Origin of the sequence: Lacihabitans soyangensis (assembly GCF_024343775.1) — a bacterium.
GTDB lineage: Bacteria > Bacteroidota > Bacteroidia > Cytophagales > Spirosomataceae > Leadbetterella > Leadbetterella soyangensis.
In genome coordinates this window covers 13,190-39,084 of record NZ_RJUF01000012.1, presented here as the reverse complement: position 1 = coordinate 39,084, position 25,895 = coordinate 13,190, and the positions used below count along the sequence as shown (strand labels likewise).

24 protein-coding genes and 1 riboswitch are annotated in these 25,895 nt (G+C 37.9%); of the genes, 18 read left to right on the top strand and 6 right to left on the bottom strand.

Translation table 11 applies throughout. The features are described 5' to 3' along the window. The first annotated feature begins 100 nt into the window (after positions 1–100). Positions 101–1,168: a Gfo/Idh/MocA family protein gene (locus EGI31_RS06505; RefSeq protein WP_255036381.1), complete on the top strand. Its 1,068-nt coding sequence runs from the start codon at positions 101–103 to the stop codon at positions 1,166–1,168. Positions 1,169–1,397: 229 nt separating this feature from the next. Here the strand turns inward: EGI31_RS06505 and EGI31_RS06500 are convergent, their stop codons facing one another. Beyond that, positions 1,398–1,904: a uridine kinase family protein gene (locus EGI31_RS06500; protein ID WP_255036380.1), complete on the bottom strand. Its 507-nt coding sequence runs from the start codon at positions 1,902–1,904 to the stop codon at positions 1,398–1,400. A 12-nt stretch (positions 1,905–1,916) separates the two neighbouring features. Beyond that, a complete protein-coding gene (locus tag EGI31_RS06495) occupies positions 1,917–3,449 on the bottom strand; it encodes a helicase HerA-like domain-containing protein (RefSeq protein ID WP_255036379.1) in 1,533 nt (510 codons plus the stop codon). Between the two features lie 128 nt (positions 3,450–3,577). Here EGI31_RS06495 and EGI31_RS06490 point away from each other — a divergent pair, with 128 nt between their 5' ends. From EGI31_RS06490 to EGI31_RS06460, 7 genes are all read left to right on the top strand, one after another. Next, on the top strand, positions 3,578–3,775 hold the full coding sequence (locus EGI31_RS06490) for a hypothetical protein (RefSeq protein ID WP_255036378.1): 198 nt from the start codon (positions 3,578–3,580) through the stop codon (positions 3,773–3,775). A 269-nt stretch (positions 3,776–4,044) separates the two neighbouring features. Then, the gene (locus EGI31_RS06485; protein ID WP_255036377.1) at positions 4,045–4,836 is read left to right on the top strand and encodes a hypothetical protein; all 792 of its coding nucleotides are present in this window, start codon (positions 4,045–4,047) and stop codon (positions 4,834–4,836) included. Then, complete coding sequence (gene lipA, locus EGI31_RS06480; protein ID WP_255036376.1) at positions 4,814–5,680, top strand: lipoyl synthase; 867 nt, start codon at positions 4,814–4,816, stop codon at positions 5,678–5,680. Before EGI31_RS06485 ends, lipA begins: the two co-directional genes overlap by 23 nt. Positions 5,681–5,694: 14 nt before the next feature. Beyond that, positions 5,695–6,888: a lycopene cyclase family protein gene (locus EGI31_RS06475; RefSeq protein ID WP_255036375.1), complete on the top strand. Its 1,194-nt coding sequence runs from the start codon at positions 5,695–5,697 to the stop codon at positions 6,886–6,888. A gap of 118 nt (positions 6,889–7,006) precedes the next feature. Continuing rightward, a riboswitch (SAM-I-IV-variant riboswitch) is annotated at positions 7,007–7,111 on the top strand. Positions 7,112–7,168: 57 nt separating this feature from the next. Continuing rightward, complete coding sequence (gene metK / locus EGI31_RS06470; RefSeq protein ID WP_255036374.1) at positions 7,169–8,440, top strand: methionine adenosyltransferase; 1,272 nt, start codon at positions 7,169–7,171, stop codon at positions 8,438–8,440. A gap of 235 nt (positions 8,441–8,675) precedes the next feature. Beyond that, positions 8,676–9,554 carry a succinate--CoA ligase subunit alpha gene (gene sucD, locus EGI31_RS06465; protein ID WP_255036373.1) on the top strand — a complete coding sequence of 293 codons (879 nt, stop codon included), beginning with the start codon at positions 8,676–8,678 and terminating at the stop codon, positions 9,552–9,554. Between the two features lie 113 nt (positions 9,555–9,667). Then, the gene (locus EGI31_RS06460) at positions 9,668–10,078 is read left to right on the top strand and encodes a lipocalin family protein (RefSeq protein ID WP_255036372.1); all 411 of its coding nucleotides are present in this window, start codon (positions 9,668–9,670) and stop codon (positions 10,076–10,078) included. A gap of 87 nt (positions 10,079–10,165) precedes the next feature. Here the strand turns inward: EGI31_RS06460 and EGI31_RS06455 are convergent, their stop codons facing one another. Continuing rightward, positions 10,166–11,095, bottom strand: a complete 930-nt coding sequence (locus EGI31_RS06455; protein ID WP_255036371.1) for a malate dehydrogenase — start codon at positions 11,093–11,095, stop codon at positions 10,166–10,168. Between the two features lie 179 nt (positions 11,096–11,274). Here EGI31_RS06455 and EGI31_RS06450 point away from each other — a divergent pair, with 179 nt between their 5' ends. From EGI31_RS06450 to EGI31_RS06425, 6 genes are all read left to right on the top strand, one after another. Then, positions 11,275–11,697 carry a YkvA family protein gene (locus EGI31_RS06450; protein ID WP_255036370.1) on the top strand — a complete coding sequence of 141 codons (423 nt, stop codon included), beginning with the start codon at positions 11,275–11,277 and terminating at the stop codon, positions 11,695–11,697. Between the two features lie 110 nt (positions 11,698–11,807). Beyond that, positions 11,808–12,008: a Sec-independent protein translocase subunit TatA/TatB gene (locus EGI31_RS06445; protein ID WP_255036369.1), complete on the top strand. Its 201-nt coding sequence runs from the start codon at positions 11,808–11,810 to the stop codon at positions 12,006–12,008. Between the two features lie 85 nt (positions 12,009–12,093). Beyond that, positions 12,094–13,515 (top strand): Asp-tRNA(Asn)/Glu-tRNA(Gln) amidotransferase subunit GatA, encoded by a 1,422-nt coding sequence (gene gatA / locus EGI31_RS06440; protein WP_255036368.1) that lies wholly within the window; start codon positions 12,094–12,096, stop codon positions 13,513–13,515. Positions 13,516–13,645: 130 nt separating this feature from the next. Beyond that, on the top strand, positions 13,646–15,220 hold the full coding sequence (locus tag EGI31_RS06435; protein WP_255036366.1) for a lytic transglycosylase domain-containing protein: 1,575 nt from the start codon (positions 13,646–13,648) through the stop codon (positions 15,218–15,220). Positions 15,221–15,341: 121 nt separating this feature from the next. Continuing rightward, entirely contained in the window at positions 15,342–16,703 is a 1,362-nt protein-coding gene (locus tag EGI31_RS06430) for a gluconate:H+ symporter (RefSeq protein ID WP_255036365.1), read from the top strand. Next, positions 16,700–17,161 (top strand): RidA family protein, encoded by a 462-nt coding sequence (locus EGI31_RS06425; protein WP_255036364.1) that lies wholly within the window; start codon positions 16,700–16,702, stop codon positions 17,159–17,161. The genes EGI31_RS06430 and EGI31_RS06425 overlap by 4 nt, the downstream gene beginning before the upstream one ends. A gap of 549 nt (positions 17,162–17,710) precedes the next feature. Here EGI31_RS06425 and EGI31_RS06420 read toward each other — a convergent pair. Then, positions 17,711–17,878, bottom strand: a complete 168-nt coding sequence (locus EGI31_RS06420; RefSeq protein WP_255036363.1) for a hypothetical protein — start codon at positions 17,876–17,878, stop codon at positions 17,711–17,713. Between the two features lie 356 nt (positions 17,879–18,234). Between EGI31_RS06420 and nadE the strand changes: the two genes are divergently transcribed. Continuing rightward, a complete protein-coding gene (nadE, locus tag EGI31_RS06415; RefSeq protein WP_255036362.1) occupies positions 18,235–20,259 on the top strand; it encodes an NAD(+) synthase in 2,025 nt (674 codons plus the stop codon). A 73-nt stretch (positions 20,260–20,332) separates the two neighbouring features. Next, entirely contained in the window at positions 20,333–21,430 is a 1,098-nt protein-coding gene (locus EGI31_RS06410) for a Gfo/Idh/MocA family protein (RefSeq protein WP_255036361.1), read from the top strand. A 63-nt stretch (positions 21,431–21,493) separates the two neighbouring features. Here the strand turns inward: EGI31_RS06410 and EGI31_RS06405 are convergent, their stop codons facing one another. Both EGI31_RS06405 and EGI31_RS06400 read right to left on the bottom strand, forming a co-directional pair. After that, positions 21,494–22,645, bottom strand: coding sequence for an acetyltransferase domain-containing protein (locus EGI31_RS06405; protein WP_255036360.1), 1,152 nt, complete (start codon positions 22,643–22,645; stop codon positions 21,494–21,496). An 11-nt stretch (positions 22,646–22,656) separates the two neighbouring features. Beyond that, entirely contained in the window at positions 22,657–23,748 is a 1,092-nt protein-coding gene (locus EGI31_RS06400; protein WP_510186409.1) for an endonuclease/exonuclease/phosphatase family protein, read from the bottom strand. Between the two features lie 399 nt (positions 23,749–24,147). Between EGI31_RS06400 and rimP the strand changes: the two genes are divergently transcribed. Together rimP and nusA are read left to right on the top strand one after the other, a co-directional pair. Continuing rightward, a complete protein-coding gene (gene rimP / locus EGI31_RS06395; protein WP_255036358.1) occupies positions 24,148–24,603 on the top strand; it encodes a ribosome maturation factor RimP in 456 nt (151 codons plus the stop codon). 13 nt (positions 24,604–24,616) lie between these two features. Beyond that, on the top strand, positions 24,617–25,861 hold the full coding sequence (gene nusA / locus EGI31_RS06390) for a transcription termination factor NusA (protein ID WP_255036357.1): 1,245 nt from the start codon (positions 24,617–24,619) through the stop codon (positions 25,859–25,861). Positions 25,862–25,895 lie beyond the last annotated feature (34 nt).

Sequence of the window (25,895 nt, the reverse complement as noted above, 5' to 3'; positions counted from 1 at the left end):
ATAAAGGCTTTAAGTAAAACTTCAGTGGTTAAGTCACTATATACAAATAGAAATAATCATTTCTTGACGTCACTTGGACTTAGCAGTAAATTATAAATATATGAAAATACGTGTCTTGGTTGTTGGTTGTGGAAATATGGGAACTTCTCACGCTTTGGCTTACCACAATCTTCCGGAATTCGAAATTTGCGGAATAGTGTCTCCTGGCAAAAGCAAAGAAAGGCTCAATGAAAAACTGGGTGGTGGCTATCCCCTATTCGATGATTACTATACCGCATTGGCAGAAACCAAACCGGATGCAGTAAGTATAAACACCTACCCAGATACGCACGAAGCCTATGCAATAGCGGCATTAGAAGCTGACTGTCATGTATTTATAGAAAAACCACTAGCCGACACAGTGGTTGGAGCCGAAAGAGTAGCGGCAGCAGCCAAGAAACATAATAAAAAACTCGTGATTGGTTATATCCTGCGGGTGCATCCTTCTTGGGAAAAATTTGTAGAAGTAGCCCAAACCATGGGCAAGCCCTTGGTAATGCGGATGAACCTCAACCAACAAAGTCACGGTATCATGTGGGACGTACACCGCAACCTTATGAAAAGTCTAAGCCCGATAGTAGACTGTGGCGTACATTATATAGATGTGATGTGCCAAATGACGCGTTCGAAACCAGTATGGGTAAGTGCTATTGGAGCTAAAATGACGGAAGACATTCCCGCTGGAAACTACAATTATGGGCAACTCCAAATACGTTTTGAGGATGGATCGGTCGGTTGGTACGAAGCTGGCTGGGGACCCATGATGTCTGAGACTGCCTTTTTTGTTAAAGATGTAATTGGACCAAAAGGTTGCGTTTCTATAGTGGCTAAAGACGCCGGAAAAGCGGGACAGTCAGACAATGTTGACGCACACACCAAAACGGAATCCTTGAAAGTACATTATGCAGATATTGACGCAGCCAATAATTTCACCAGACCTGACGAGTGGATTGACCTCACCGACGAACCCGACCACAACGAGCTCTGCAAAAGAGAGCAAATATTCTTCTTAAATGCCATCAAAAACGATAGCGACTTAACACACCATGTTGAAGATGCCGTTAATAGTCTCAGAATAGCCTTTGCTTGTGATGAGTCTGTAAAAACAGGTGAAGTGGTAAGGTTGTAGTATTCGAAATTAATATTAAGATTTCGAGATAAAGCCCGGTCATATAGATTTCAACTCAAATATTTAGTTGATTCGGAATCGAATTAAACTTTATTCTATCAATAAAATCTTTTTTGACAGCACTAAAAACGCTATTTTAAACATATTCACATTAAGAATCTTTAAATATTGAATGGCAATTAGAATTATTTGTAGAACATAAAGCCTTAACTAAGCAATGGGTATCCCCTCACCTCTCCAAATACCCCAATATCTTTTTCATGTCGAACTCGTCTTCGCCGGAGGCTTCAAGGTAGTCGGTTTTTATGGTAGAGGGTTTACCCATTTTGAGATAAGACTTCCAGATGTGGTCAATGTACCAAGTAGGTATATATCCCCATCGAGAGTCCATGGCTTTTCTGATAATAAAAGTACGTTTGGATATTTTCACAAATATACGCTTATCATAAATCGCGTTCAGTCTGTCATCATGAAAAGCGAAAAAACCTTCGATTATAACCACATCAAAGCGTTCCTTGAAATCGCTAACTACCTCCAGTAGTAAATCATGATCAATAGAAAGCGGCGATTCCCAATCTGTTTTGTCTTTGATTTTGGGGATTTGCGTCTCTGGAAACACAAAATCGTCTTGGTGAAAGATTATAGCTTTCTTACCATTCCTTCTGAAATGTGTCACCAAAAGATTGGCCAAAGTACTTTTCCCAGACCTGCTGGGCCCACCGATTCCTATTAGCATGATAGCTTTGTATTAAAACCAGCTTGTTTTCTTTTTCCCGCTCAATCCCAAAGCACCCAAAAGTGATCTGGTAATAATACTAGCAGCCGTTCGCCCTATTTGACGTGTAACTGAGCTAGACAAAATTGTTTCTAAAGTTGACTTCTCTTGTTTGCCTTTAGGTGCAGCTTCGGCCTCCTCGGATTCATCAGCAGTACTGAGTTTTTCGTTCAAAATCTCATAAGCACTCTCTCGGTCAATCACTTCATTGTATTTCTTGGCAATCTTTGATTGCTCAATAATCTCTTCTATTTCTTCGTCTGACAGCACGTCCATTCTACTCCTTGGCGGACACATAAAAGTTACAGCGAGAGGTGTAGGAATACCTTTTTCGTTCAAACAAGTCACCAAAGCCTCCCCTATTCCCATGGCAGTTAGAATATCTTCTGTTTGATAAAAATCTGTTTCCGGGTAGTTTCCAGCAGCCTCTTTAATGGCCTTTCTATCATTGGCGGTAAAAGCTCTCAAGGCATGTTGTACCTTCAGACCCAATTGGGCCAAAACAGCAGCGGGTACATCCTGCGGGTTTTGTGTACAGAAATATATACCAACTCCTTTCGAGCGAATCAACTTGATCACGGTTTCTATTTGATTCAAAAGAGCCTTCGATGCTTCTTGGAATACCAAATGTGCCTCGTCTATAAAAATCACCAATTTAGGGCGGTCTTCATCGCCTGCCTCTGGCAAACTGGCGTACAATTCGGCCAACAAGCTGAGCATAAATGTCGAAAACAGCTTAGGTCTGTCCATCAAATCCATTACCCTCAACACCGATATCATACCACGTCCTTGGTTGTCGATACGCATCAAATCGTCAATATCAAACGAAGTCTCACCAAAAAACACATCGGCACCCTGCTGTTGAAGTTCTATAACTTTCCGCATTATTGTCCCCAAAGAGGTACTCGACATTCTACCATAATTGGTTTCAAATTCTTCTTTGCCTTCTTCGCTCAAGAACTGAATAACCCTGATAAAATCCTTTAAATCAAGCAAAGGCAGTTTATTGTCGTCGCAATATTTAAACATTACCGACACTATTCCTTCCTGCGTATCATTCAAGCCCAATATTTTCGATAGTAAAATAGGACCAAACTCCGAAACGGTGGCTCTCAAACGAGTACCTTTTTGATCACTTAAAGTGAGCATTTCTACCGGAAAACCGTTCGGATTATATTCAATACCTGCAGCGTTCGTTCTTTCTAAAATAAAATCTTTCTCCTCACCTGCCATGGCTATTCCGCTCAAGTCACCTTTGATGTCCATCAGAAGCACCGGCACACTGGCATCACTCAAACTCTCAGCCAAAACTTGCAAACTCTTGGTTTTTCCAGTTCCTGTAGCTCCAGCTATAAGCCCGTGGCGGTTCATAGTTTTAAGCGGAATCTTTACTTGCGTACCTTTTACCACTTCTCCGTCCAATTTGGCGGCACCCAATACAATAGAATCTCCTTTGAAAGTATAACCTTTAGCAATCTCGTCTTTGAACGACTGAATTTTTGACATATCTGAGTTCTGATTTATTACAAACTGCAAGTTCTAAAATCTTCGGTGGAATTGAAACAATTGAGTTTAATAAATTGTCCTAACAAAAAGAATTCTGTATGATTTAATTATTTTTGTGAAAAAACAATTTGGAAGATATACTAAACAAACTTGGCTGGGCACTGCTGATAGCATTCAGCATAATGGTACTGATTATAGGGGTTATTTTGTACCAAAATAATTTTACTGACGAACCAGAAGTAAAGATTTCAGCCTTTTACTTCATCATTTCTATAATTTTCTTGGGTTCAGGTATTTATTTCCGAAAACTATCCAAAAAAGTTTAACATCCTGCTTAAATCGAATTCATTGCATCAGCAGAACAACGGTTGCAATATCAGGCAAATTCTACCTTTTCGACTCCCGTTTGTCGTGGGGCGTACAGTGGCACGAATTTTATATTTTTTTTGAAGAAAGAAAAATTTATGAAGATATTTTTTAGTTGAACACCAAAATATGCTGATTAGAGAAACGAAAACAGAACATTTTTCAGGTTTTGTTCGTTAGTATTTTGAAATATTAATCTATATTTACTTCAAAACAAATCGGATTCAGGATGTTAAAAAGAAGTTTGATTTTATTTTTTGGCTTAGGTCTTTTGCCGCTATTGGTTTTTTCGCAAAAAAACGAAGAAGATACGGGCATTGACACCAAGACATTGTCGTATGGCCTTACTACCAACAATTACACAAGTTTGTTAGGTGGTGTCATATTGAGAAATTCGTTTCCTGTTTCGAAAAGAAAAAATAAACCTGTAAATCGCTACATTTCAGTTGAAGCTATAAATCTCAAAAACCCACGTGAAGAGAGTATTTTGAGTGCCTATGGTAGCAAGTATGTCTATGGCAAAACCAATTACTTCTTCTCTATTCGCCCTCAATATGGCAGAGAGTTTTATTTTTTCGAAAAAACAGATGAAAACAGTGTGGGCTTCAGCGTGATAGTAGCGGGTGGTCCAAGCTTGGGTTTAACAAAACCTTACTATATAAAATATACCAATCAGAAAGGAGATTCTCCGCAAACAGTAGCTTATGATCCTAATATTCACACTAATACGAGTTACATAATTGGTGCCGGTAGTTTGTTTCAAAACCTATTTACTGGCCTAAAAGTAAACCCAGGCTTACACGCCAAACTAGCAACAAATATCGACATCTCCACTTTCAACAACAACGTTACTGGTGTAGAATTGGGTACACTTTTCGAGGTCTTTGCCAAGAAACCTGAGATTTTGGCCTCCAAATTTTCAGATAATCCGCAGACCTTTGCCACGCTTTATTTAACTTTGTACTTTGGAAACAAGAAATTGGTAAAAAACAACAAGAATGGAAGTAAAGGAACTAAGTGAGAGAAAGAAGAGGCCCGATTGGCTAAGAGTGAAGCTTCCTATTGGTGAGAGTTATAGAAAAGTTAGAGAGATAGTTGATAATAATAAGCTGCACACCATTTGCCAAAGCGGCAACTGTCCGAACATGGGCGAATGTTGGGGCGAGGGTACAGCAACCTTCATGATTCTTGGAAATATTTGCACGAGAAGCTGTAATTTTTGTGCTGTTGCCACTGGACGCCCAACCGAATACGACACAGACGAGCCCCAAAGAGTGGCAGAGGCCATACAAACCATGGGTGTCAAACATGCTGTTATTACCTCTGTAAATCGTGACGAACTGAAAGACAAAGGTGCCGAAATATGGTACCAAACTGTGGTAAAAACCAAGGAATTATCGCCAAAAACTACAATAGAAACGCTTATTCCTGATACCAAAAGCGACTGGGATTCATTATATAGGATGATTTCTGCAGGCCAAGAAGTGGTCTCGCACAACATGGAAACCGTTAAAAATCTTTACAGGAGAGTGAGACCGCAGGCTCGTTACGAGAGAAGCTTGGAGCAAATCAGAAAAACCAAAGAATACGGAAAACGTACAAAAACAGGTATAATGCTTGGGCTGGGCGAAACTAAGGACGAAGTTTTTGAGGCCATGGATCATTTGGCAGAAAACGGTTGTGATATACTAACCCTTGGACAATATTTGCAGCCAACCAAAATGCACCACGAGGTGATTGAATTTATCCACCCTGACATGTTTGACCTTTATAGAGAAGAAGGCCTTAAAAGGGGAATCAAATACGTAGAATCGGGGCCATTGGTTCGTTCATCTTATCACTCTGAAAGACACGTAAACGTCTGAACAGCAAATCTTTTATGAACCAAAAGCAGTCCGAAAATAATATGTTCGATTATATTATTTGCGGCGGTGGCATGTCGGGTCTTTCATTGGCCTACCAAATTTCCCTATCCAAAGTTTCGGATAAAAAAATTCTGATCATAGACCCAGAAAGAAAAACTAAAAACGATAGAACTTGGGCTTTTTGGGAAAAAATTGACAATCCCTTTGACCAAATCCTTTTCAAAAAATGGCAGAGCGTAAAAATTGTAGATTCGCACAAGAAAGAAAAAATCTATGACCTTGGAGAATACAGTTACAAACTATTGAGAGGTATAGATTTCTATAATTTCGTCAACAACCATCTCGACAAATTCCCGAATATTATTTTTTGTCTCGACAAAGTAAATAACATTCAGGAAAATACTGATAATGTTGAAGTTGAAACTGTCAATTACGGCAAATTCTCTGCTCAATATGTTTTTGACAGTACATTTAAACTCAATCTAGAGGACAAAAAAAACCATAATCTTTTACAACATTTCAAAGGCCTGGTGATAGAAACCAAAGAAAATCTTTTTGAAAAAGATATCCCTGACATGATGAATTTCGGGGTTCCACAAAAGGATGCTGAATGCCGTTTCATGTACGTTTTGCCATTCACTAAAAACCGAGCAATAATAGAATTCACAGTTTTTTCCGAAAAACTACTTTCAGAAAAAGAATACGATGAGAGTTTATTCGAATATCTCAAAAAAGACCTTAAACTTACTGACTATAAAATACTTGAAGAAGAATTTGGTATAATTCCGATGTCCGATACAGAGACACAATACATAGTTTCAAATAGAATTATTAGAATAGGAACCGCTGGTGGAGCAACCAATCCTGCCACAGGTTATACATTTTCGAATACCCAGAAGAAACTAAAAAAGATAGTATCAACACTTGAAAAAGGTCAAAATAATTTTAAAAAAGAAAGTTTTTGGCAAAAACGTCATTTGATCTACGCCTCCACGCTACTGAATGTAATCAAAGAAAATCGCCACCCAATGGCAGAGGTTTTTGATCAATTATTTGCTAAAAACCCAATTTCTCAGGTTTTCAAATTTCTTGATGGAGAAACCACACTTTGGGAAGAAATAAAAATTATGTGGTCAACTCCTAAAGTAAAATTTGGGATGGCATTCTTAAACGTTATTTCAAAAAAGCTAAAAAACTCCTTTTTGTAGAAATTTTTATTTTTCAAAAAGCAAAAAGCACCTCGAAATAGTTAAATTTTCTACAATAAAGACATTGATTAGATTTTTTCACTAACATTTTTTAGTTTCACCAAAAATCCTGAATTTTGCAGTACATCAAGAGTTCCTGATTCGTTAGGAAACCAACCGAGTACTTAGAAACACCGCGGTGGTAAAAAAGATGTGGGTCGCCCGACCAAATAAAGTTTCGGCAAAGCACCTGACATTCAATTCTCTTGCTAATTTTTTCAAATCTTTAAAAATTTAAAAAATGGCTTATTTATTTACTTCTGAATCAGTATCAGAAGGACACCCAGACAAAGTTGCGGATCAAATTTCAGACGCACTTATCGATCACTTTTTGGCGTTTGACCCTACCTCAAAAGTAGCATGTGAAACTCTTGTAACTACGGGTTTGGTAGTTTTGGCAGGTGAAGTAAACACCAGCACTTACCTTGACGTACAAACTATTGCTCGTGACGTTATCAAGAAAATCGGCTACACAAAGGCTGAGTACATGTTTGAGGCGGATTCATGTGGAATTATTTCTGCAATTCACGAACAATCTAAAGACATTAACCAAGGTGTTGACCGTAAGTCAAGCGACGACTTCGAAGCCAAAGCAAATGCTCAAGGAGCCGGCGACCAAGGTATGATGTTTGGTTATGCTACCAAAGAGACTGAAAACTACATGCCATTGGCATTGGATTTGTCTCACAAAATACTTCAGGAATTGGCTGACGTAAGAAGAGAAAATACTGATATCAAATACCTTAGACCGGACTCAAAGTCTCAGGTAACAATTGAATATTCTGATGATAATCAACCACAGAGAATCGACACCATTGTGGTTTCGACTCAACATGATGATTTTGACGCTGACGAAGCCATGTTGGCCAAAATCAAATCTGATATCATCAATATCGTTATTCCAAGAGTAAAAGCCAAACTTAAGCCCGAACTTCAAGCGTTGTTTACTGATGATATTCTTTACCATATCAACCCAACGGGCAAATTCGTAATCGGTGGACCTCACGGTGACACTGGCCTAACAGGTAGAAAAATCATTGTGGATACATACGGTGGTAAAGGTGCCCATGGTGGTGGTGCTTTCTCTGGAAAAGATCCTTCAAAAGTTGACCGTTCAGCAGCTTATGCTACACGTCATATTGCTAAAAACCTTGTTGCAGCTGGTGTTTGTGACGAAGTTTTGGTACAAGTATCCTATGCTATTGGTGTTGCTCAGCCATGTGGTATTTTTATTGATACCAACGGAACTGCTAAAGTGTCACTCTCTGATGGAGAAATAGCCAAAATAGTAGAAAAAACCTTCGATATGCGTCCTTACGCCATAGAGCAAAGACTAAAATTACGTACACCAATTTACTCAGAAACAGCCGCTTACGGCCACATGGGTAGAGAGTCTAAAATCGTTAAAAAGACTTTTGCCAATGCTGGACAAACAGCTGAGATTGAGGTAGAATTATTTACTTGGGAAAAACTTGACTACGTAGATAAAGTTAAGGCGGCATTTGGTATCTAATTAGAACCGAAATCCATTTTAGAGAAAGTATAAGTTCTATTCATTTAGAATTTATACTTTTTTTTATGAGCAAAAATATCAAATAGTTAACTATCAATACTTTAAGTAAATTATTCGAAATTTTTTACTGAACTTTTTTGTATTTTTCTAATTTCGAAGGTACATTTGAAGAAGATTTAGTAATAATTTATATCATTTAAATATTCAGTCCGCTAGGCGGCAAAAAACCATAAAGATGAGTATTCTTGTAAACAAAAATTCGAAAGTAATCGTACAGGGCTTCACAGGATCGGAAGGTTCCTTTCATGCCGGACAAATGATTGATTATGGTACAAATGTGGTTGGAGGAGTAACTCCAGGTAAAGGCGGTCAAAAACACTTGGAAACTCCGGTTTTCAATACCGTTGAAGAAGCCGTTCAAGCCACAGGTGCTGATGTGTCTATTATTTTTGTACCACCGGGTTTTGCAGCAGATGCTATCATGGAAGCAGCGGATGCGGGTATCAAAGTGATTGTTTGTATAACTGAAGGCATTCCAACCAAAGACATGGTGAAAGCCAAGTCTTACATTGAAGGAAAAGATGTAACGCTCATCGGGCCAAACTGCCCAGGTATTATAACAGCAGAAGAATGTAAAGTGGGCATTATGCCAGGATTTATATTCAAAAAAGGCACAATCGGTGTGGTTTCTAAGTCAGGTACCTTAACTTACGAAGCGGTAGATCAATTGTCAAAAGCTGGTCTTGGCCAAACTACTGCCATAGGTATTGGTGGTGATCCGATTATCGGTACAACCACAAAGCAAGCCGTAGAAATGCTCATGAACGACCCTGAAACAGAAGGTATAGTGATGATTGGTGAAATTGGCGGCGGAATGGAAGCTGAAGCAGCCCACTACATCAAATCTACTGGAAATAAAAAACCAGTTGTTGGGTTTATAGCTGGCCAAACTGCTCCTAAAGGACGTAGAATGGGTCATGCTGGTGCAATTATTGGCGGTGCTGACGACACAGCAGCAGCCAAAATGGCCATCATGCGTGAATGTGGTATTTTCGTGGTAGATTCTCCTGCTGAAATAGGTGAAACCATGTTAAAAGCATTAGGAAAGAATTAGAATTTAAAAAATAATTGTAAAAATTATTTTTTGGTACAATATTTATAGACTCTTAATTAGTTTCAACTAGTTAAGAGTTTTTTTTTTATAAGCATTCCTAAATAATTAACCTCATGAAAAAGTTTTTTTTCATTCTTGCAACAATAGCCACATTGGCCTCCTGCACGCCTATCGAAACGGAGGTTCAACTCATGCCTATCGATTATCTCACGGCTGGTAACATCAAAAAATGGAAATTAACACTTTTCAAAAATGCTGAAGTCGACCAGCTGACAGAATGCATCAAAGACGATACTTTTACATTCAGCAAGAAAGATGGAAAGTATGGATGGAACAAAGGTGAAAATAAGTGCTACAGTGAAGACGTTGATACCTCCTTTGATTTTAAACTATCGGCTGACGGCTCCTCAATAACTATTAATGAATATGTATACAAGGTTAATAAACTCGACGTCCAAAATTTCGAAATCGAGATTATTCTAAATGGGCATAGACAAATATTGGGTTATTCTAAAGCCGAATAAAACACTTTTGATAAAATGAATTATTAAAAAAGCCCGAATCTCAAGAGATTCAGGCTTTTCTTTTATCTTAGTATTTCAATTTGCCAATTACAGAGCAGCATTCATTGCTCTCACTGCTTCAGCAGATTTCTCGAATGCTTCCTTCTCAGCATTGCTCAATCTCAAATTGATTATCTTCTCCCAGCCATTTCTTCCAATTACTACAGGAACTCCTATACAAATGTCTTTTTGACCATATTCTCCATTCAAATAAACACATGATGGAATAATTTTCTTTTCATCACGAAGGATGGACTCAACGATCTGGCCAATTGCTGCACCTGGAGCATACCAGGCTGAAGTACCCAAAAGTCCAGTCAATGTAGCTCCACCAACCATCGTTTTATCAGACACTTCTTTCAATTTTTCACCACTCAAGAACCTACTTACCGGAATACCATTCCAAGTAGCCAAGCGAGTCAAAGGAATCATTGTAGTGTCTCCATGACCACCGATAACCATACCGTGTAGGTCACTTTGAGCTACATTTAGAGCCTCACCTAATCTGTATCTGAATCTCGATGAGTCCAAAGCACCGCCCATACCGATTACTTTTCTTTTTGAAATACCCATTTCAGCGGCAATCTGATAGGTCAAATAAGTCATGGTATCCATAGGATTAGACACAATCAAGATAATCGCTTTAGGTGAAACAGCCAAGGCGTTTGTTACAACGGTTCTAACAATACCTGCGTTGATTCCAATAAGCTCCTCACGTGTCATTCCTGGTTTACGTGGCAAACCAGAGGTAACTACGATTACGTCAGACTTAGCTGTTCTTTGGTAATCGTTTGTAACACCCACCAATTTGGTATCAAAACCTTCTATAGAGGCAGTTTGAGCCAAATCCATCGCTTTTCCTTCAGCAAAACCCTCTTTAATGTCCAAAATGACAACTTCAGACGCTATTTGTTTTCTGGCGATATTGTCAGCGGCAGTAGCCCCAACAGCACCAGCACCTATTACTGTAACTTTCATGTGATTTTAACTATTTTTAGGTAAACCCTATTTGATTTAAAAATTTTAACAAAAATATTGTATAATTTTAATAATTGCCAATTATATCATTTTCATTTTTAATATTTTTTAGGCAAATATTACAAAAGAATGGTTTAATTTGTATTGGATTTAAAATGAATTCTTTCTCAAAAAAAACAATGGACACAAGTACACTTTTAGGTAAAATACTAGATTCGGTTTTCTACAATACTTCACTTAAAAAAGCATCTCGAATTTCTAAAAATACAGTAGGTATTCTTACCCTTCTCAAAGGTGTATTGGGTAAGATTCAGGCTGAAGGTAAAAGTACTGTTCTGGCTACTGTAAAAAACAAAATATTGACATTAGGTAAACTTCTAAAGTTTTATGCAACAGGTGATTACAGAAATATTGACCTTAAAAATGTTGTGATCATCATTACAGCTTTCGTTTATTTCTTATCGCCCATAGATTTAATACCCGACTTCATTCCCATGTTGGGTTTTGCTGATGATATAGCTTTGGTTACTTTTGTTTTTAACAGCGTGGCAGAAGAAATAGAGAAATTTGAAACCTGGCTACTGAACAGGGATATTTCATGATAAAAACCAAGTTTTCAGCTATACATTAACACGATTTAACGCCACTGATAAAATAAAAAGTTTTTTTATATGGTTAATTTATTAAATTTGTACATCAATTATTTACAAACATGGAATTAGCAACATTATTGTTTTTAGGAAATTTAGGCGGTACTGAAATTTTCGTTATAGTATTTGTGATTTTATTATTTTTTGGTGCGAAAAAATTACCCGAATTGGCTCGTGGACTTGGAAAAGGTATCCGTGAGTTTAAAGATGCTACCAAAGATGTAAAAGAAAACATTGAAAAAGCGGCAAACTCAGAAGACTAATAGCCCAGAGACATTTTTTATGAACAACAGATTCAATACCAATTATTGAACCTGTTGTTTTTTATTTTTTAAACGTACCAAAGACGTGACATATAAAACCTACGCTACGTATCGTCAATCACTTCAAAATAAAGAAACCACTATACCTCAAGTTGTCCAATATTTTTTAGCCAGAATTGAGAAGAACCAAGATCTCAATGTTTTTTTGGAAGTGTATGACCAAGAAGCCTTGGCTAATGCGGAGCTGATTCAAAATAAAATAGAAAATGGAACGGCAGGAAGGTTGGCAGGTATGGTTATCGGCATTAAGGATGTTTTGGCATACAAAGACCACGGCTTACAATCAGGTAGTAAGATATTGGATGGTTTCAAATCACAATTTACGGCCACAGCCATTCAAAGACTTATAGATGAGGACTGTATAATAATTGGACGCCAAAACTGTGATGAGTTTGCGATGGGGTCGTCCAACGAAAACTCGGCCTTTGGTCCAACACTCAACTATGCCGACAAAACACGTGTCCCTGGAGGCTCTTCAGGTGCATCAGCAGTAGCGGTTCAAGCCGATTTGTGTCATGCCTCAATCGGTTCTGACACTGGAGGTTCGGTACGCCAGCCAGCTGGGTTCTGCGGCGTTGTTGGTTTAAAGCCAACCTATTCAAGAATATCCCGCTGGGGCCTAGCGGCTTATGCATCTTCTTTTGACTGCATTGGTCCGGTTACCCACAGTATTGAAGACGCAGCATTACTATTAGAAATAATGGCCGGGCTAGACCAATATGACAGCACGGTTTCAAACTTACCCGTTGAAGATTATTCTTCAGTAACTTCGACTTCAAAAAAATACAAAATTGGTTATTTCGAAGATGCCATTAATTCGGAAGGCATTTCGGCAGATGTGAAAGCCAACACACTGGTAAAACTTGAAAAACTAAAACTTGCCGGCCACACGATGGTGCCTATTTCATTCCCAAAAATGAAATATCTTTTGCCTACTTACTACATCCTCACCATGGCCGAAGCGAGTTCTAACCTATCACGTTACGATGGAATACGCTATGGTTACAGAAACCAAAATGCTAAAAACCTTGAGGATCTTTACAAGAAAACTCGTGGGGAAGGTTTTGGAAAGGAAGTTAAAAAAAGAATCATGTTGGGCTCGTTTATACTCAGTGCAGATTACTACGATGCATACTATACCAAAGCACAGCGGGTTCGAAGAATAATAAAAGAAGAAACGGAAGCATTTTTTAAGGAGGTAGACTTTATTGTGTCCCCCACTACTCCTACCCCAGCCTTCAAAATTGGCGTTAAAAGCACTGATCCCATGGAGATGTTTTTAGCAGACATTTTCACCGTTCATGCCAACGTTGTAGGACTACCTTCTATTTCGATCCCCAATGGTACCAGTGCAGAAGGTCTTCCTATTGGATTTCAGGTACTTGGCACAGAATTTGGCGAAAAAAACATGTTAGAATTTGCACTAAACGTTCAAAAATTAGTTTAAACACCTTTTAATCAACTTTTTTTTACTGTTTATTAATTTTTTTTAGGAAATAATTATTAGTTTTGAAGTATTGCTTTCCTAAAAAGTCTCGTTTAGTTTATTTATTATTGTGAAAACTTATTTTATTAGTATGAAAATCTCAAAAATTCTTTTGACCTTTTCTTTTATTGCCGGATTACAAACTATAGCTCACTCTCAGGTTAATACTGTTATTCTTGAAGAACAAGAAATAGCAGACACCACCGTGATGGAAGAGCCGAAAATAATATATCCTTATGAACTGATTGTCTTTGATGAAAGAGACAAAAAAGAATATAAAGTTTTAATAGAAGACCCAAAAATAGTTGAGCAAAGACTAAAGGCGATAGAAAAAACTATGCCGATGGTTTACAACGAAAGTGTGAAGAAATACCTGGATTTCTTCTTGATTAGAAGGCCGAGTTTTTCAAAACACATGATGGAGGAAAAAGATATTTATTTCCCAGTTTTTGAGAACGCACTCAGACAAAGCGGAATGCCAGAGGAATTGAAGTATTTAGCTCTGTTAGAATCTGGTCTTAATCCAAAAGCCGTTTCGAGAAGCAAAGCGGTGGGTCTGTGGCAATTTATGTCATTTACGGGAAAAGAAATGGGCTTGACCATCAACGAGTATATAGACGAACGTATGCACATTGAGAAATCTACTGAAGCGGCTTGTAAATATTTAAAGCAACTTTACAAAAGATTTGATGACTGGGATTTAGCTCTAGCATCTTATAATACCGGCCCAGGAAGAATTGGCAGAACAATGCGTTCTACTGGTCTAACAAACTACTGGGATCTACACCCGCACATTCACCCTGACACCAGGGCTTATGTACCGCAGTTTATAGCATTGGCCTATATGATGAACTACGGTCACCTTCACGGTATAACTCCTGAAAACAAGAAACATATCATGTTATCAGAAAAAATCACGGTTGATAAATATGTAGACCTTTCTGTTCTGGCTAGCCTAGCACAAATGGACCTTCAAGACATCAAAAAATTGAACCCGCATATCAAAGGTAATATACTTCCGGCTATGCCTTATGGATATGAACTTAAATTACCTGCAAACAATATTGCGTATTTTAACGCCAACAGAGAAGCCATTTTAGATTCATCCAGCAAAAGAGGTGAATTACCAGCAATCAACAATGAACCATCAAATAACCCAACCATGTTAGCCTCAAGTGGTGGCGTTAGTACCACTGAAGATGGTACAATAGTAATAGGTAGAAAAACTTCGCATCCAGTTACTACTGATGTTACAGAAGAAGATGAACAAGAAGAAATACCTGTAAAGTACAAAAGCATAACCAAACAAGTGAAGAAAGTTCACAAGGTAAAAAGAGGTGAGTTTTTGAACAAAATAGCCATGAAGTATGATGTGAATATGAAGGACATCAAAAAATGGAATAACAAGCGTTCGTCACAAGTTAACGCTGGAGAAAGATTGGTTATTTATGTTGACGTAAAACAAAAAGTTAAAGCCAATAGTATTGCCGCTAAAAGTTCTTCTGAAACTATCAAAAAATCAGCTACCTACACTGTTAGACCTGGTGATACCCTTTGGAATATTTCACAGCGTTATGACGGAGTAACAATTTCCGACATCAAAAAATGGAATAATATATCTGGCAATACTGTAAAAGTTGGCCAAAAAATAAAAATTAAGTCTTAAGATTTCAAGAGAATAAGAATCAAAGAGGAGCCAATCGCTCCTCTTTTTTTTGCTCTGAATTTAATTATGTCAAAGGTTTTCTTTATTATTGCCGACCTGTTTCAACCTTTAATTAAAAAAAATGCCCTTAGTACTTACCCTCATTGCCATTTTGGTTCTGATACTCTTAGTTTCCGTAGTCAAGTTAGACACTTTTATATCTTTTATTTTAGTAGCCATTGGATTAGGATTGGCCAACCAGTTGGAGATTCCTGTTTTGTCTAAAGCCATACAGACCGGGGTTGGCAATACCCTCGGAGAGCTTACCTTGATTATTGGATTTGGAGCCATGCTGGGCAAATTGGTGGCCTCAAGCGGAGCCTCTGAGCAGATTACCAACAAAATCATTTCTGTCTTCAAAGACAAATACCTCACTTGGGGCTTAGCATTGGCTGGCTTTATTATAGGCCTTCCTTTATTTTACAATGCCGGTTTTGTTATCGTTATTCCTTTAATTTTTGCCATTTCGCAATCTACCAAACTACCGATACTTTATATAGGTATTCCAATGCTTTCGGCATTGTCTGTAGCACACGGATATTTACCCCCACATCCGTCACCGGCGGCTATCGCTACACAACTTAACGCCGACTTAGGTAAAACCCTTTTTTATGGCATCATGGTAGCCATTCCAGCTATCGCAGTTGCTGGACCATTATTTGGTAGCACCTTGAAGAAATACAAACCTGAGATCAACACCAGCCTTTTTGCCAGCGAAAAAGTGGAGATCAAAAATCCTCCGAGTGTTTTGGTGAGTTTTTTGGTTGCATTGTTACCAGTATTTTTGCTAACTTATTCTCTTTGGTACAACCTGATTATGGGAATTCTCCCGGAAGGAATGGAGCAAAATTTCAATAATTTTTCGCAAATGATGAAAGATAATTTCAAAATCCATTTGCTAATCGAACCCAACTTTAGTTTGTTAATTTCGGTTTTGGTGGCTATTTATTTCTTGGGCATCAAACAAGGCAAAACCATGCCTCAGGTAGCTAAACTATTGGAGGAAGCTTTCAAAAACGTTGCTCCCATTTTACTCATTATTGCTGGCTCGGGAGCTTTGAAAGAAATATTTATAGTAAGTGGAACGAGTAAATATATAGCCGGACTATTATTGGGTGTAGATATTAATCCACTTATTCTAGGCTGGGCCATAGCAGGCTTAATCAGAGTTTGTGTGGGTTCTGCAACTATTGCTGGCCTGACAGCAGTTGGTGTACTACTACCCATGATTCAGGCCCAAACCGGCCTATCGCCGGAGCTTATGGTTTTGGCCATTGGCTCAGGTAGTTTGATGTTTTCACACATTAACGACGGCGGATTTTGGCTTTTCAAAGAGTATTTTAATTTAAGTATAAAAGACACCATCAAGACTTGGAGCATTATGGAAACCATCGTTTCTATAATTGGACTTCTTGGCGTGTTGGTACTAGACCAAGTAATATGACAGCAGACATCAAATTTGAAGCTTACGCAAGCGAAACACCCGATGCTCCAGCACCAGCTGGTGTGTACAAACCCATCCTAATTGTTGACAACATGGCCTATGTTTCTGGACATGGCCCTAACCTGCCCGATGGCACCCAGTTTGTGGGCAAAGTTGGCTTGGATGTAGATCAGGAATACGGAAAATTAGCGGCCAGACAAGTCGGCTTAACAATATTAGCAACCCTTAAAAAGAATCTAGGCTCTCTGAACAGAATAAAACGTGTGGTAAAAGTATTAGGTATGGTCAATGCCCACCCTGATTTCGGCACACACCCGTATGTTATCAACGGATGCAGCGAATTGTTCGCTGAAATTTTTGGTGAAGAAAACGGTATTGGAGTTAGAAGTGCCGTAGGAATGGGCTCGCTACCCGGAAGAATTACTGTTGAAATAGAGGCAGCTTTTGAGCTGCATTGATGTTGTCAAAAAACATACCACTAAATAAGATAATTTATAAAAAGTTATCTAATGGCGACACCAAATTAGGGCAACTAAAAAAGTAAGAAAAATTATTGAAAGGCATCATAATTATTAAGCGGATACATAATGTGTCCGCTTTTTGTACTATAACAAGAATAATTTAGAGAAAAAATCTGAAAAAAAAGTCAAAAAAAAAATCATGCTTACACTTGGCATGAAATTCTCCATTATTTATATGGGACATCATAATATTCACTTCGACTTTCCCCTAACCTGACGAAGTGCTTTCCTAATAAAATATACATTTTCTTAAGGGGAAAGTTCGAAAGTGATTTCAGTAAAATGTTTCACTCAAAGCGATATAGATAATTTATAAGAAGTGTGCGGAGCGATTAATTTTTAGCTTAATGGTTTTAATTGTTCACTCAATTATGTTCCGTTAATTTTCACTCAATTCGATTCACTCAATTAAGATTTTAGTAAAGTTTTCACTCAATAGGACGGGTAAAGGGGGGTGAAATTTTTCACCCTTCTTTCTTATTTATATTAAAACTCAATTCCTCTATCGAATACGAAGCAAAATTGTTTCCCTCCGATTTTTTCCATGGTATAGCATCCCGAAAAGGTAGTCGAAATAGCAGAGTTCTGCGGTTTCGGTGTGGTATATTTTAATCCTTTAACTTCTGTTGGTCTTTCTGAGATGGTAACTTGCATTTTGTGTTTTTTTTATTTTGATTCGATTAGGAAATTCTGTAATTGATTTAAATCAATTGCAAAGTTAAGACTATCATTTCAGTAATAGTTACTAAGTCAATTCACAGAATTGACATAAATCAATTCTATAAATTTCACATAAACTATTAAAAATAAATAAATTACATTATAATTAGTACCGCTGGATAAGTATTTAGAATTACCCCATTTTCTTATTAAACGGATACATTTTCATTTGTGCACGGTGATATATTTTCTTGATTTATTTATATTTACCTTAACCTTTTTGCAAAAAACTATTCTTTTCTTATTTATGCTTTTATTTTTTTAATTTTGAATCAAATTAAAACACAAGCATGGAATTAGTAAAAGTAGGAGCTTCTGCATTAAATCAAACTCCACTCGACTGGCACGGTAATAAAGCCAATATTCTAAAAGCAATAGCGGAGGCAAAAAATCAGGAAATACAAGTTTTGTGTTTACCAGAGCTTTGTATTACGGGCTATGGATGTGAGGATGCCTTTTATTCGCCTGATGTTTTCAAACTGTCATTGGAAATTTTAGAGGATATTGTTGACCAAACTTCAGACATAGTAGCTTGCGTTGGTTTACCGATATGGTTGAATAACAAAATATACAATTCAGCTTGTGTTATAGCCAATAGACAGATACTTGGATTTGTGTGCAAACAACATTTGCCCAACTACGGTCTTTTCTATGAAGACCGCTGGTTTCACAGATGGAAACCAGGCCAGACCTCAGAGATAAGCATTAAAGGCATCAAATATCCGGTTGGAGATTTAGTTTTCAATTTTGACAATATTCGCATAGGCCTCGAAATATGTGAAGATGCCTGGGTAGCGAATAGACCGGCTACCAGACATTTCGACAAGGGTGTAGATATTATATTAAACCCAAGTGCAAGTCCGTTTGGCTTTCACAAATTCAAGATAAGAGAACAATTGGTCACTGACGCCTCTAGGGCGTTTAGCTGTGCCTATGTTTACACCAATTTGCTCGGTAATGAGTCAGGAAGGTTAATTTTCGACGGCGATGCCATGGTTTGCTCAGGTGGTGACGTATTGGCCTCTAGTCAACGTTTTAGTTATGCTGATTTTACACTTACGTCGGCCATCATTGATATTGGCAAAAACAAAATCGAGCAAGCCAAAATAAAATCGAGCTTGCCACCAGATTTGAAATTGATACAATCAAATTTTGAACTGACTTTTTCTGAAATCCCCAATACCAGTTTTGCTGAAATGGAAGCTTTTGAAAGTGGTGGATCATTAAAAGAAGAGGAGTTTTCGAGGTCAGTAAGTTTAGCACTTTTTGATTATCTCCGAAAGTCTCGCTCATTTGGTTTTACCATTTCTTTATCTGGAGGAGCTGACTCTTGTGCGTGCACAGCTTTGTGTGGATTGATGGTAAGGCTTGGAGACGAAAGCATTGGCTTTGAAGCATTTAAAGATAAACTCAGCTATATACCAGAGGTTAAAAATACCAAAACAATAGAAGAACTAACAGAAAAACTGATACTGACCATCTATCAAGGAACAGAAAACAGCTCAGATGACACTTTAAACTCTGCCAAAAATTTAGCGGAATCTATTGGTGCTCAGTTTATGAAAATCAACATCAATGGCTTGGTGGATAGCTACAGTCATTTGATTGAAGACCAAATTGGGCGAAAGCTGAGTTGGGCTACCGATGACCTACCAATGCAAAATATTCAGGCTCGCGTGCGTGCTCCAGGTGTGTGGATGCTAGCCAACCTTCACAATCATTTACTTTTGGCCACCTCAAACCGCTCAGAAGTGGCAGTAGGCTACTGCACCATGGACGGAGACACAGCAGGAAGTATCAGTCCGATTGCTGGAATTGATAAAGATTGGCTAAGAACTTGGTTAATTTGGCTTGAAAAAACTGGCTGTGAAGTAAAAGGAAAACACATAAAAATAGAAGGATTGAAATACGTCAACGCCTTACAACCAACGGCCGAATTGCGACCAAAAGACAACAAACAAACCGACGAAAAAGACCTGATGCCATATAAAGTTCTCAACCACATTGAGCAGTTGGCCATCAGAGATAAAAAATCGCCGGTGGAGTGCTTTAGGAACTTAGAGAAATTCTATGAAAACCAATATAGCCGAGAAGACCTTTACAGTTGGACGAACAGATTCTTTAAGCTTTGGAGCCGAAACCAGTGGAAAAGAGAGCGTTACGCACCGGGTTTCCACCTCGACACCCACAACCTCGATTCTCGCAGCTGGACACGCTTCCCTATTCTAAGCGGTGGTTACGTATTTGAATTGGAAAAGTTGAAAGAGCATTATGAAGGAAAGAGTGGTGGTGGTAAGAGGAGAATTGGGTTTTAGACAGGGATAAAGCATGTTGTTATGATTTATTTTTCATAATTTTAGTTTATTATTTCAACCCTTCAAATAAAGAATGAAAAACTCAAGACGTGATTTTTTAAGAAACTTGGCCGCTTCAGGTGTTTTGGTACCTTTGGCTGCTCAAAACCTACAGGCCTACCCTATTACCACTGACCGAAAACTTCGAGTAGTTCTTTGTGGATTAGGAAGTTATGCCACTAATCAGTTGGCTCCCGGTCTTTCTCAGTCTAAAAACTGTGAACTAGTAGGCATCGTTACAGGCTCGCCGGAAAAAGCCGCCAAATGGAAAGAAAAATACAATTTGGCCGACAAAAACATTTATAATTATCAAAATTTCGATACCATTGCCAACAATCCAGATATAGATGTAGTGTATGTGGTTTTACCCAATTCTATGCATGCCGAATACGTGATGCGTACCGCAAAAGCCGGCAAGCACGTCATTACAGAAAAACCGATGTCGATGGATGCCAAACAAGCACGTGAGATGATTGCCTATTGCAAAAGCAAAAACGTAAAGCTTGGTGTAGGATATAGACTTCATTATGAGCCATTTACCAATGAAGTTATGCGACTAGCCAAAGACAAAGATTTTGGAAAGCCAAAGTTTATCGAAACCAAGTTTGCTTGGAGAAACCGTGACCTCAATGCTTGGCGAATGAACAACAAATGGTCGGGTGGTGGTGCATTAATGGATGTAGGTATTTACTGTATCAATGCTAGCCGTTATGCTACAGGGGAAGAACCGATTTCGGTAACCGCTCAGGCCATAAAAACCGAACCAGAGGTTTACAGAGACATTGAAGAAACTATTTTGTGGCAATTGAAATTCCCAAGTGGAGCTATAGCAAGTGGAATGAGTTCTTATACTACAAACGCCCACGAATTATCGATTCATTATGAAAAAGGTAGTTTGAGTATGTCGCCAGCCTACGATTACGGTCCGCTAAAAGGTACGACCTCCAAAGGCCCAATGGATTTCCCGATAGTTCATCACCAAGCTTATCAAATGGATGGCTTTGCGGTTGCCATTTTGAACAATAAACCTGTTTTAACACCAGGTGAAGAAGGACTAAAAGACATGATAATTATAGACGCAATAAAAAAGGCGGCGATTACCGGAAAGGAAGTCAAGATTGTGATGAACTAGTTTTTTTAATAATTGTAAGCTAGCTAAAAAATGAGCATTCTTTAAGTAAAAGATGCTCATTTTTTATAAATACCGCAACCAAGTTTTAGACTTATTGGCCTCTTTATAAGTACCATACCATTTACACAAAGGATACATCAAAATCACTATAACAAGCCAAATTAGGTAAACGTAAGACAATGAAACACCTCCGCCCGATTCAGGCCTACCAAACTTAAACGGTCCAAAGACCAAGTCCGAGACTTTATAACCTTTGACAAAAACAATAGCAAACATGGTGAGGTGAACCACGTACCAATGAATCAAATAATAGAAAAGCGGAACTTTGCCATACACTTTCATTATTTCAATCAGTTTGTTATTCCGTCCCTCTGCCCACCACATTTTCAAGAAAATTACACCCAAAGTAACAAACACATACAATGGCGAAGGTGGGTATTTTGAAACATTTAAAAACGACAATAAAGTATACATGGTGTTCTTTTGAACAGACCAAAGGGCAGGATCACCATAAATATTGACTAGTCTCACTACCGAAAACAATCCCAGTGAAATCAGCCCATATTTCAGAAAAAGCGATTTACTACTTTTATCCAGAAACATAGGACCAAAACCAAAGCCAAGCATCATTATGGCCAACCAAGGTATGGGAGGGTAAGACATAAAAAAGGTAAATTTTGCTCCGACAGGAATTAGTGCCGGGAAAAACAATATTCCTAAGGAGTTCCGGATGCCATCAGAAAACGGAACTAAGGCCAACAAAGGATAGAGTAGCAAAAGAAAAAATCCTACTCTACCAATGCCTGAGGTTGAAAACTTGAGCAAAAAACCAATTACAATAAACCCAAAACCAATGGCTCCAATTACTTGAAACATAATGGTCTGAAAATGAACATCAAACCATATCCCAAAATTCACAACAGTCACTTCTAAAAACAGAAGCCACAAACCGCGTTTGAGCAAAAAACTTCGGACTTCAACCAAATTTTTACTTGACTCTAACGACATAAAAACCGAAACTCCCGACAAAAATACAAAAGTAGGAGCACAAAGATGGGTGATCCATCTGGTGAAAAACAAAATAGGCGTTGTGGTATTAAGATCTGTCGGATCTTGTGTAAAAGCATCAGTATGCATTAAATCTCTCACATGATCTAAGGCCATAATGACCATCACCAAACCACGAGCAAAATCTATACTTTGAATTCTTTTCATAAAAAAGGATTTTACTTCATCAAATACCAAGCTTTTATAGGATAATGATCAGAAAAAGGGACGTTTGACATGGTCAGAAAATCAATGTTTTCAATTTTCTTATCATCAAAAAACTGGTTATCTATCCTCAAAAAACTCAAGACCTTGTGATAAGTAAACCCAAAACCAAAACCAGTTTCCTCAAAGGCGTTGTTGAGCTTTTTTCTGATTCTACCATAAGCATAACCATAAGGCAACTCATTAAAGTCTCCGGCCAAAATCACTGGATATGGACTTTCTTCAATCCAATTTTCAAGCAAATTCACCTGCAAGCCCCTATCTTCAAAACCTCCCTTGAGCTTACTAAGAACATTTCGGGTCTCTTCTTTATCAATTTTGTTATCCTTTCTCAAAATCCTTTGCACTCTTATACCCATCGACTTCAATTGGGCATTAATAACCCGCACGGTATCCTTTCCGATAACAATATCGGCCGAAAGCATACCATTATTGTTCGGTGGCCAGTACAGCTCTTTTTTCGAAATTATCGGAAATCTACTAAAAATAGCCAAGCCAATGGCTCCCTGACCTTGGTTATTGTCTGTGTTGGAGTGCATGTAAACATAATAGGCATTTCGCCTTGAAATCCTCCTCAAAAGGTCAAACTCATGATACTTTTCGGTGTTATACATTTCCTGAAAACACTTAATATCAGCCGTTAGCGTGTCCATAAGATTGGAAAGACCTTTGGCCGTTTCTTGGTTTTCTTCAGACACGAACTGATGATAATTGCCATACATTAAATTATAACTTAGCAACGAAAACGAAAATGGTGGATTGGGTTTTATATCAGGTGGATTGATTTTCAAGGTTCTATCAAAAATAGAATAGGTAATCAACAACATAAACAATGAAAGCAAGGCTTTGGGTGACTTACCCAAAACCCAAATCAACATAAAGAACAAGTGTCCTACTAGTACTAATGGGAAAGTGAGCATTAAAAAACCTCCAAGCCAATGCCTAATATCCGCTGATAAAACCAACTGATATACCAAAAGCGAATACAGACCAAAGGCGATATTGATCAAAAAAAAGAATTTTTTAATGAAATTGAGTAGGCCCAATAAGCAAAATAATTAATAGTACTGCAATTATAGCCAATCTGTGTCAAAATAGGAAAGGCAGAGCTACAAAAACGCATATTTTGAGGCAGTGGCTAATCGATAATAGCCAATTTCTTGAATTAGTAACCCAAAAGAACAAAGTATTACATCCAAACAAACTATATTAAGTTGAGAATACACCTTTTCAAATAAATCAAAAGTACCTCCCCTCAAAAACCCAAAAAACACCATTTGGAATTTCATAAATACTTCAAAACAAAAGCGATATTTTAAATTGTTTTTTTTAAATAATATATGGAATTTACCAAAAAATAGACTAATTTTGCATCGAAAAGAAGAATCAGGGGGTATAAAACCTCCTTTTTTGTTGGTAATCATTATAGATTTGTAGGTTTTTAGATGGCTCTCAGAGAAGCAGTAATTAAATTTTTAGACGAAATAATATCCTCCACGGATTATTACTTGGTCGATGTTGTTGTTTCCGACTCCAAAATCAGAAAAAAAATAACTGTATATATTGATTCTGATGAGGGCATTTCTATAGATGAGTGTGGTGAGGTGAGTCGTAAACTTGGAGCTGAGTTAGAGGAAATTATTGATGTGGCGTTTGTTTTAGAAGTGTCATCACCTGGAGCGGACAGTCCACTGAAGTTTGAGAGACAATATACCAAAAACATCGGTCGAACCTTAAAGGTAACCTTAGAGGACTTAAGCGAGATCAAAGGAACCCTTGCACAAGTATCAGAAGGTAAAATTACAATAGAACCCGAAGCGAAAAAGAAAATAAAACCTGAAGCGGTAACTTTCTTGATAGAGAACATCAAAGAAGCCAAAGTTGTCATTTCATTTAAATAAAACATAGACACGTATGCATAGTGGAGATTTAATTGAATCGTTTGCTGAGTTTGCAAGAGAAAAAAACATCGACAGGCCAACCATGATAGCCATCCTTGAGGATGTGCTAAGAACCATGATACGTAAGGCTTATGGCGACGATCACAACTTTGACATCATTCTAAACGCCGAAAGTGGTGACTTGGAGATGTGGAGAACAAGAGAAATTGTTGACGATAACTCAGAAGACATTTGGGATACAGATAAAATTCCTCTTTCAGAAGCAAAGAAAATTGAGCCTGACTTCGAAATTGGCGAAGAAGTGGCTGAAGAAGTAAAAATAGAAGATTTCGGTAGAAGAATTGTTCAAACCGCCCGTCAGACTTTGATTCAAAAAGTAAAAGATCTTGAAAAAGAAATGCTTTTTGATCAGTACAAAGACCAAGTTGGCGAGTTGGTAACGGTTGACGTTTACCAGATTTTGGGTAAAGAAGTTATCTGTATGGACGAAGAAGGCAACGAGCTTTCTCTTCCGAAAGGCGAACAAATACCAAAAGACAGATTCCGTAAAGGAACCAGCATAAGAGCAATCATTCACAAAGTAGAAATAAACAACGGAAACCCTAAACTTACACTTTCAAGAACTTCTCCAGTTTTCTTGGAGCGTTTGTTCGAGTTAGAAATTCCAGAGATCCAAGACGGCGTAATCTCAATTCGTAAAATTGTTAGAGAGCCGGGCGAAAGAGCAAAAGTGGCCGTTGAATCTTTTGATGATAGAATAGATCCAGTAGGTGCTTGTGTGGGCATGAAAGGTTCGAGAATTCACTCGATAGTGAGAGAATTGGAAAACGAAAACATTGACGTCATTCAGTGGACCGATAACACTAATTTATTGATTTCAAGAGCATTAAGCCCTGCAAAAATTAGCAACATCAGAATTAACGAAAATAACGAGAGAGTTTCGGTTTTCTTAAAACCAGATCAAGTTTCGCTGGCCATTGGTAAAGGTGGATTAAACATTAAACTAGCCTCGAAATTAATTGGATTAGAAATTGACGTTTTCAGAGACATCGAAGGTGTTGTAGAAGAAGAAGATGTTGATTTGATGGAATTCACAGATGAGATAGACGAGTGGATATTGTTAGAATTCAGAAAGATTGGCCTCGATACAGCTAAGTCTGTATTGACCATTGGAAAAGCCGACCTAGTAAGAAGAACAGAACTCGAAGAAGAAACTGTTGACGAAGTATTGGATATTCTCAGAAAAGAATTCGATTGATATGTAGAAGACTAAAACACAACAAATTACAATT

Coding starts and splice junctions, on each gene's coding strand:
- EGI31_RS06505 (WP_255036381.1), top strand. CDS start 101: ATGAAAATACGTGTCTTGGTTGTTGGTTGTGGAAATATGGGAACTTCT.
- EGI31_RS06500 (WP_255036380.1), bottom strand. CDS start 1,904: ATGCTAATAGGAATCGGTGGGCCCAGCAGGTCTGGGAAAAGTACTTTG.
- EGI31_RS06495 (WP_255036379.1), bottom strand. CDS start 3,449: ATGTCAAAAATTCAGTCGTTCAAAGACGAGATTGCTAAAGGTTATACT.
- EGI31_RS06485 (WP_255036377.1), top strand. CDS start 4,045: ATGTTAAAAAGAAGTTTGATTTTATTTTTTGGCTTAGGTCTTTTGCCG.
- lipA (WP_255036376.1), top strand. CDS start 4,814: ATGGAAGTAAAGGAACTAAGTGAGAGAAAGAAGAGGCCCGATTGGCTA.
- EGI31_RS06475 (WP_255036375.1), top strand. CDS start 5,695: ATGAACCAAAAGCAGTCCGAAAATAATATGTTCGATTATATTATTTGC.
- metK (WP_255036374.1), top strand. CDS start 7,169: ATGGCTTATTTATTTACTTCTGAATCAGTATCAGAAGGACACCCAGAC.
- sucD (WP_255036373.1), top strand. CDS start 8,676: ATGAGTATTCTTGTAAACAAAAATTCGAAAGTAATCGTACAGGGCTTC.
- EGI31_RS06460 (WP_255036372.1), top strand. CDS start 9,668: ATGAAAAAGTTTTTTTTCATTCTTGCAACAATAGCCACATTGGCCTCC.
- EGI31_RS06455 (WP_255036371.1), bottom strand. CDS start 11,095: ATGAAAGTTACAGTAATAGGTGCTGGTGCTGTTGGGGCTACTGCCGCT.
- EGI31_RS06450 (WP_255036370.1), top strand. CDS start 11,275: ATGGACACAAGTACACTTTTAGGTAAAATACTAGATTCGGTTTTCTAC.
- EGI31_RS06445 (WP_255036369.1), top strand. CDS start 11,808: ATGGAATTAGCAACATTATTGTTTTTAGGAAATTTAGGCGGTACTGAA.
- EGI31_RS06435 (WP_255036366.1), top strand. CDS start 13,646: ATGAAAATCTCAAAAATTCTTTTGACCTTTTCTTTTATTGCCGGATTA.
- EGI31_RS06430 (WP_255036365.1), top strand. CDS start 15,342: ATGCCCTTAGTACTTACCCTCATTGCCATTTTGGTTCTGATACTCTTA.
- EGI31_RS06425 (WP_255036364.1), top strand. CDS start 16,700: ATGACAGCAGACATCAAATTTGAAGCTTACGCAAGCGAAACACCCGAT.
- EGI31_RS06420 (WP_255036363.1), bottom strand. CDS start 17,878: ATGCAAGTTACCATCTCAGAAAGACCAACAGAAGTTAAAGGATTAAAA.
- nadE (WP_255036362.1), top strand. CDS start 18,235: ATGGAATTAGTAAAAGTAGGAGCTTCTGCATTAAATCAAACTCCACTC.
- EGI31_RS06410 (WP_255036361.1), top strand. CDS start 20,333: ATGAAAAACTCAAGACGTGATTTTTTAAGAAACTTGGCCGCTTCAGGT.
- EGI31_RS06405 (WP_255036360.1), bottom strand. CDS start 22,645: ATGAAAAGAATTCAAAGTATAGATTTTGCTCGTGGTTTGGTGATGGTC.
- rimP (WP_255036358.1), top strand. CDS start 24,148: ATGGCTCTCAGAGAAGCAGTAATTAAATTTTTAGACGAAATAATATCC.
- nusA (WP_255036357.1), top strand. CDS start 24,617: ATGCATAGTGGAGATTTAATTGAATCGTTTGCTGAGTTTGCAAGAGAA.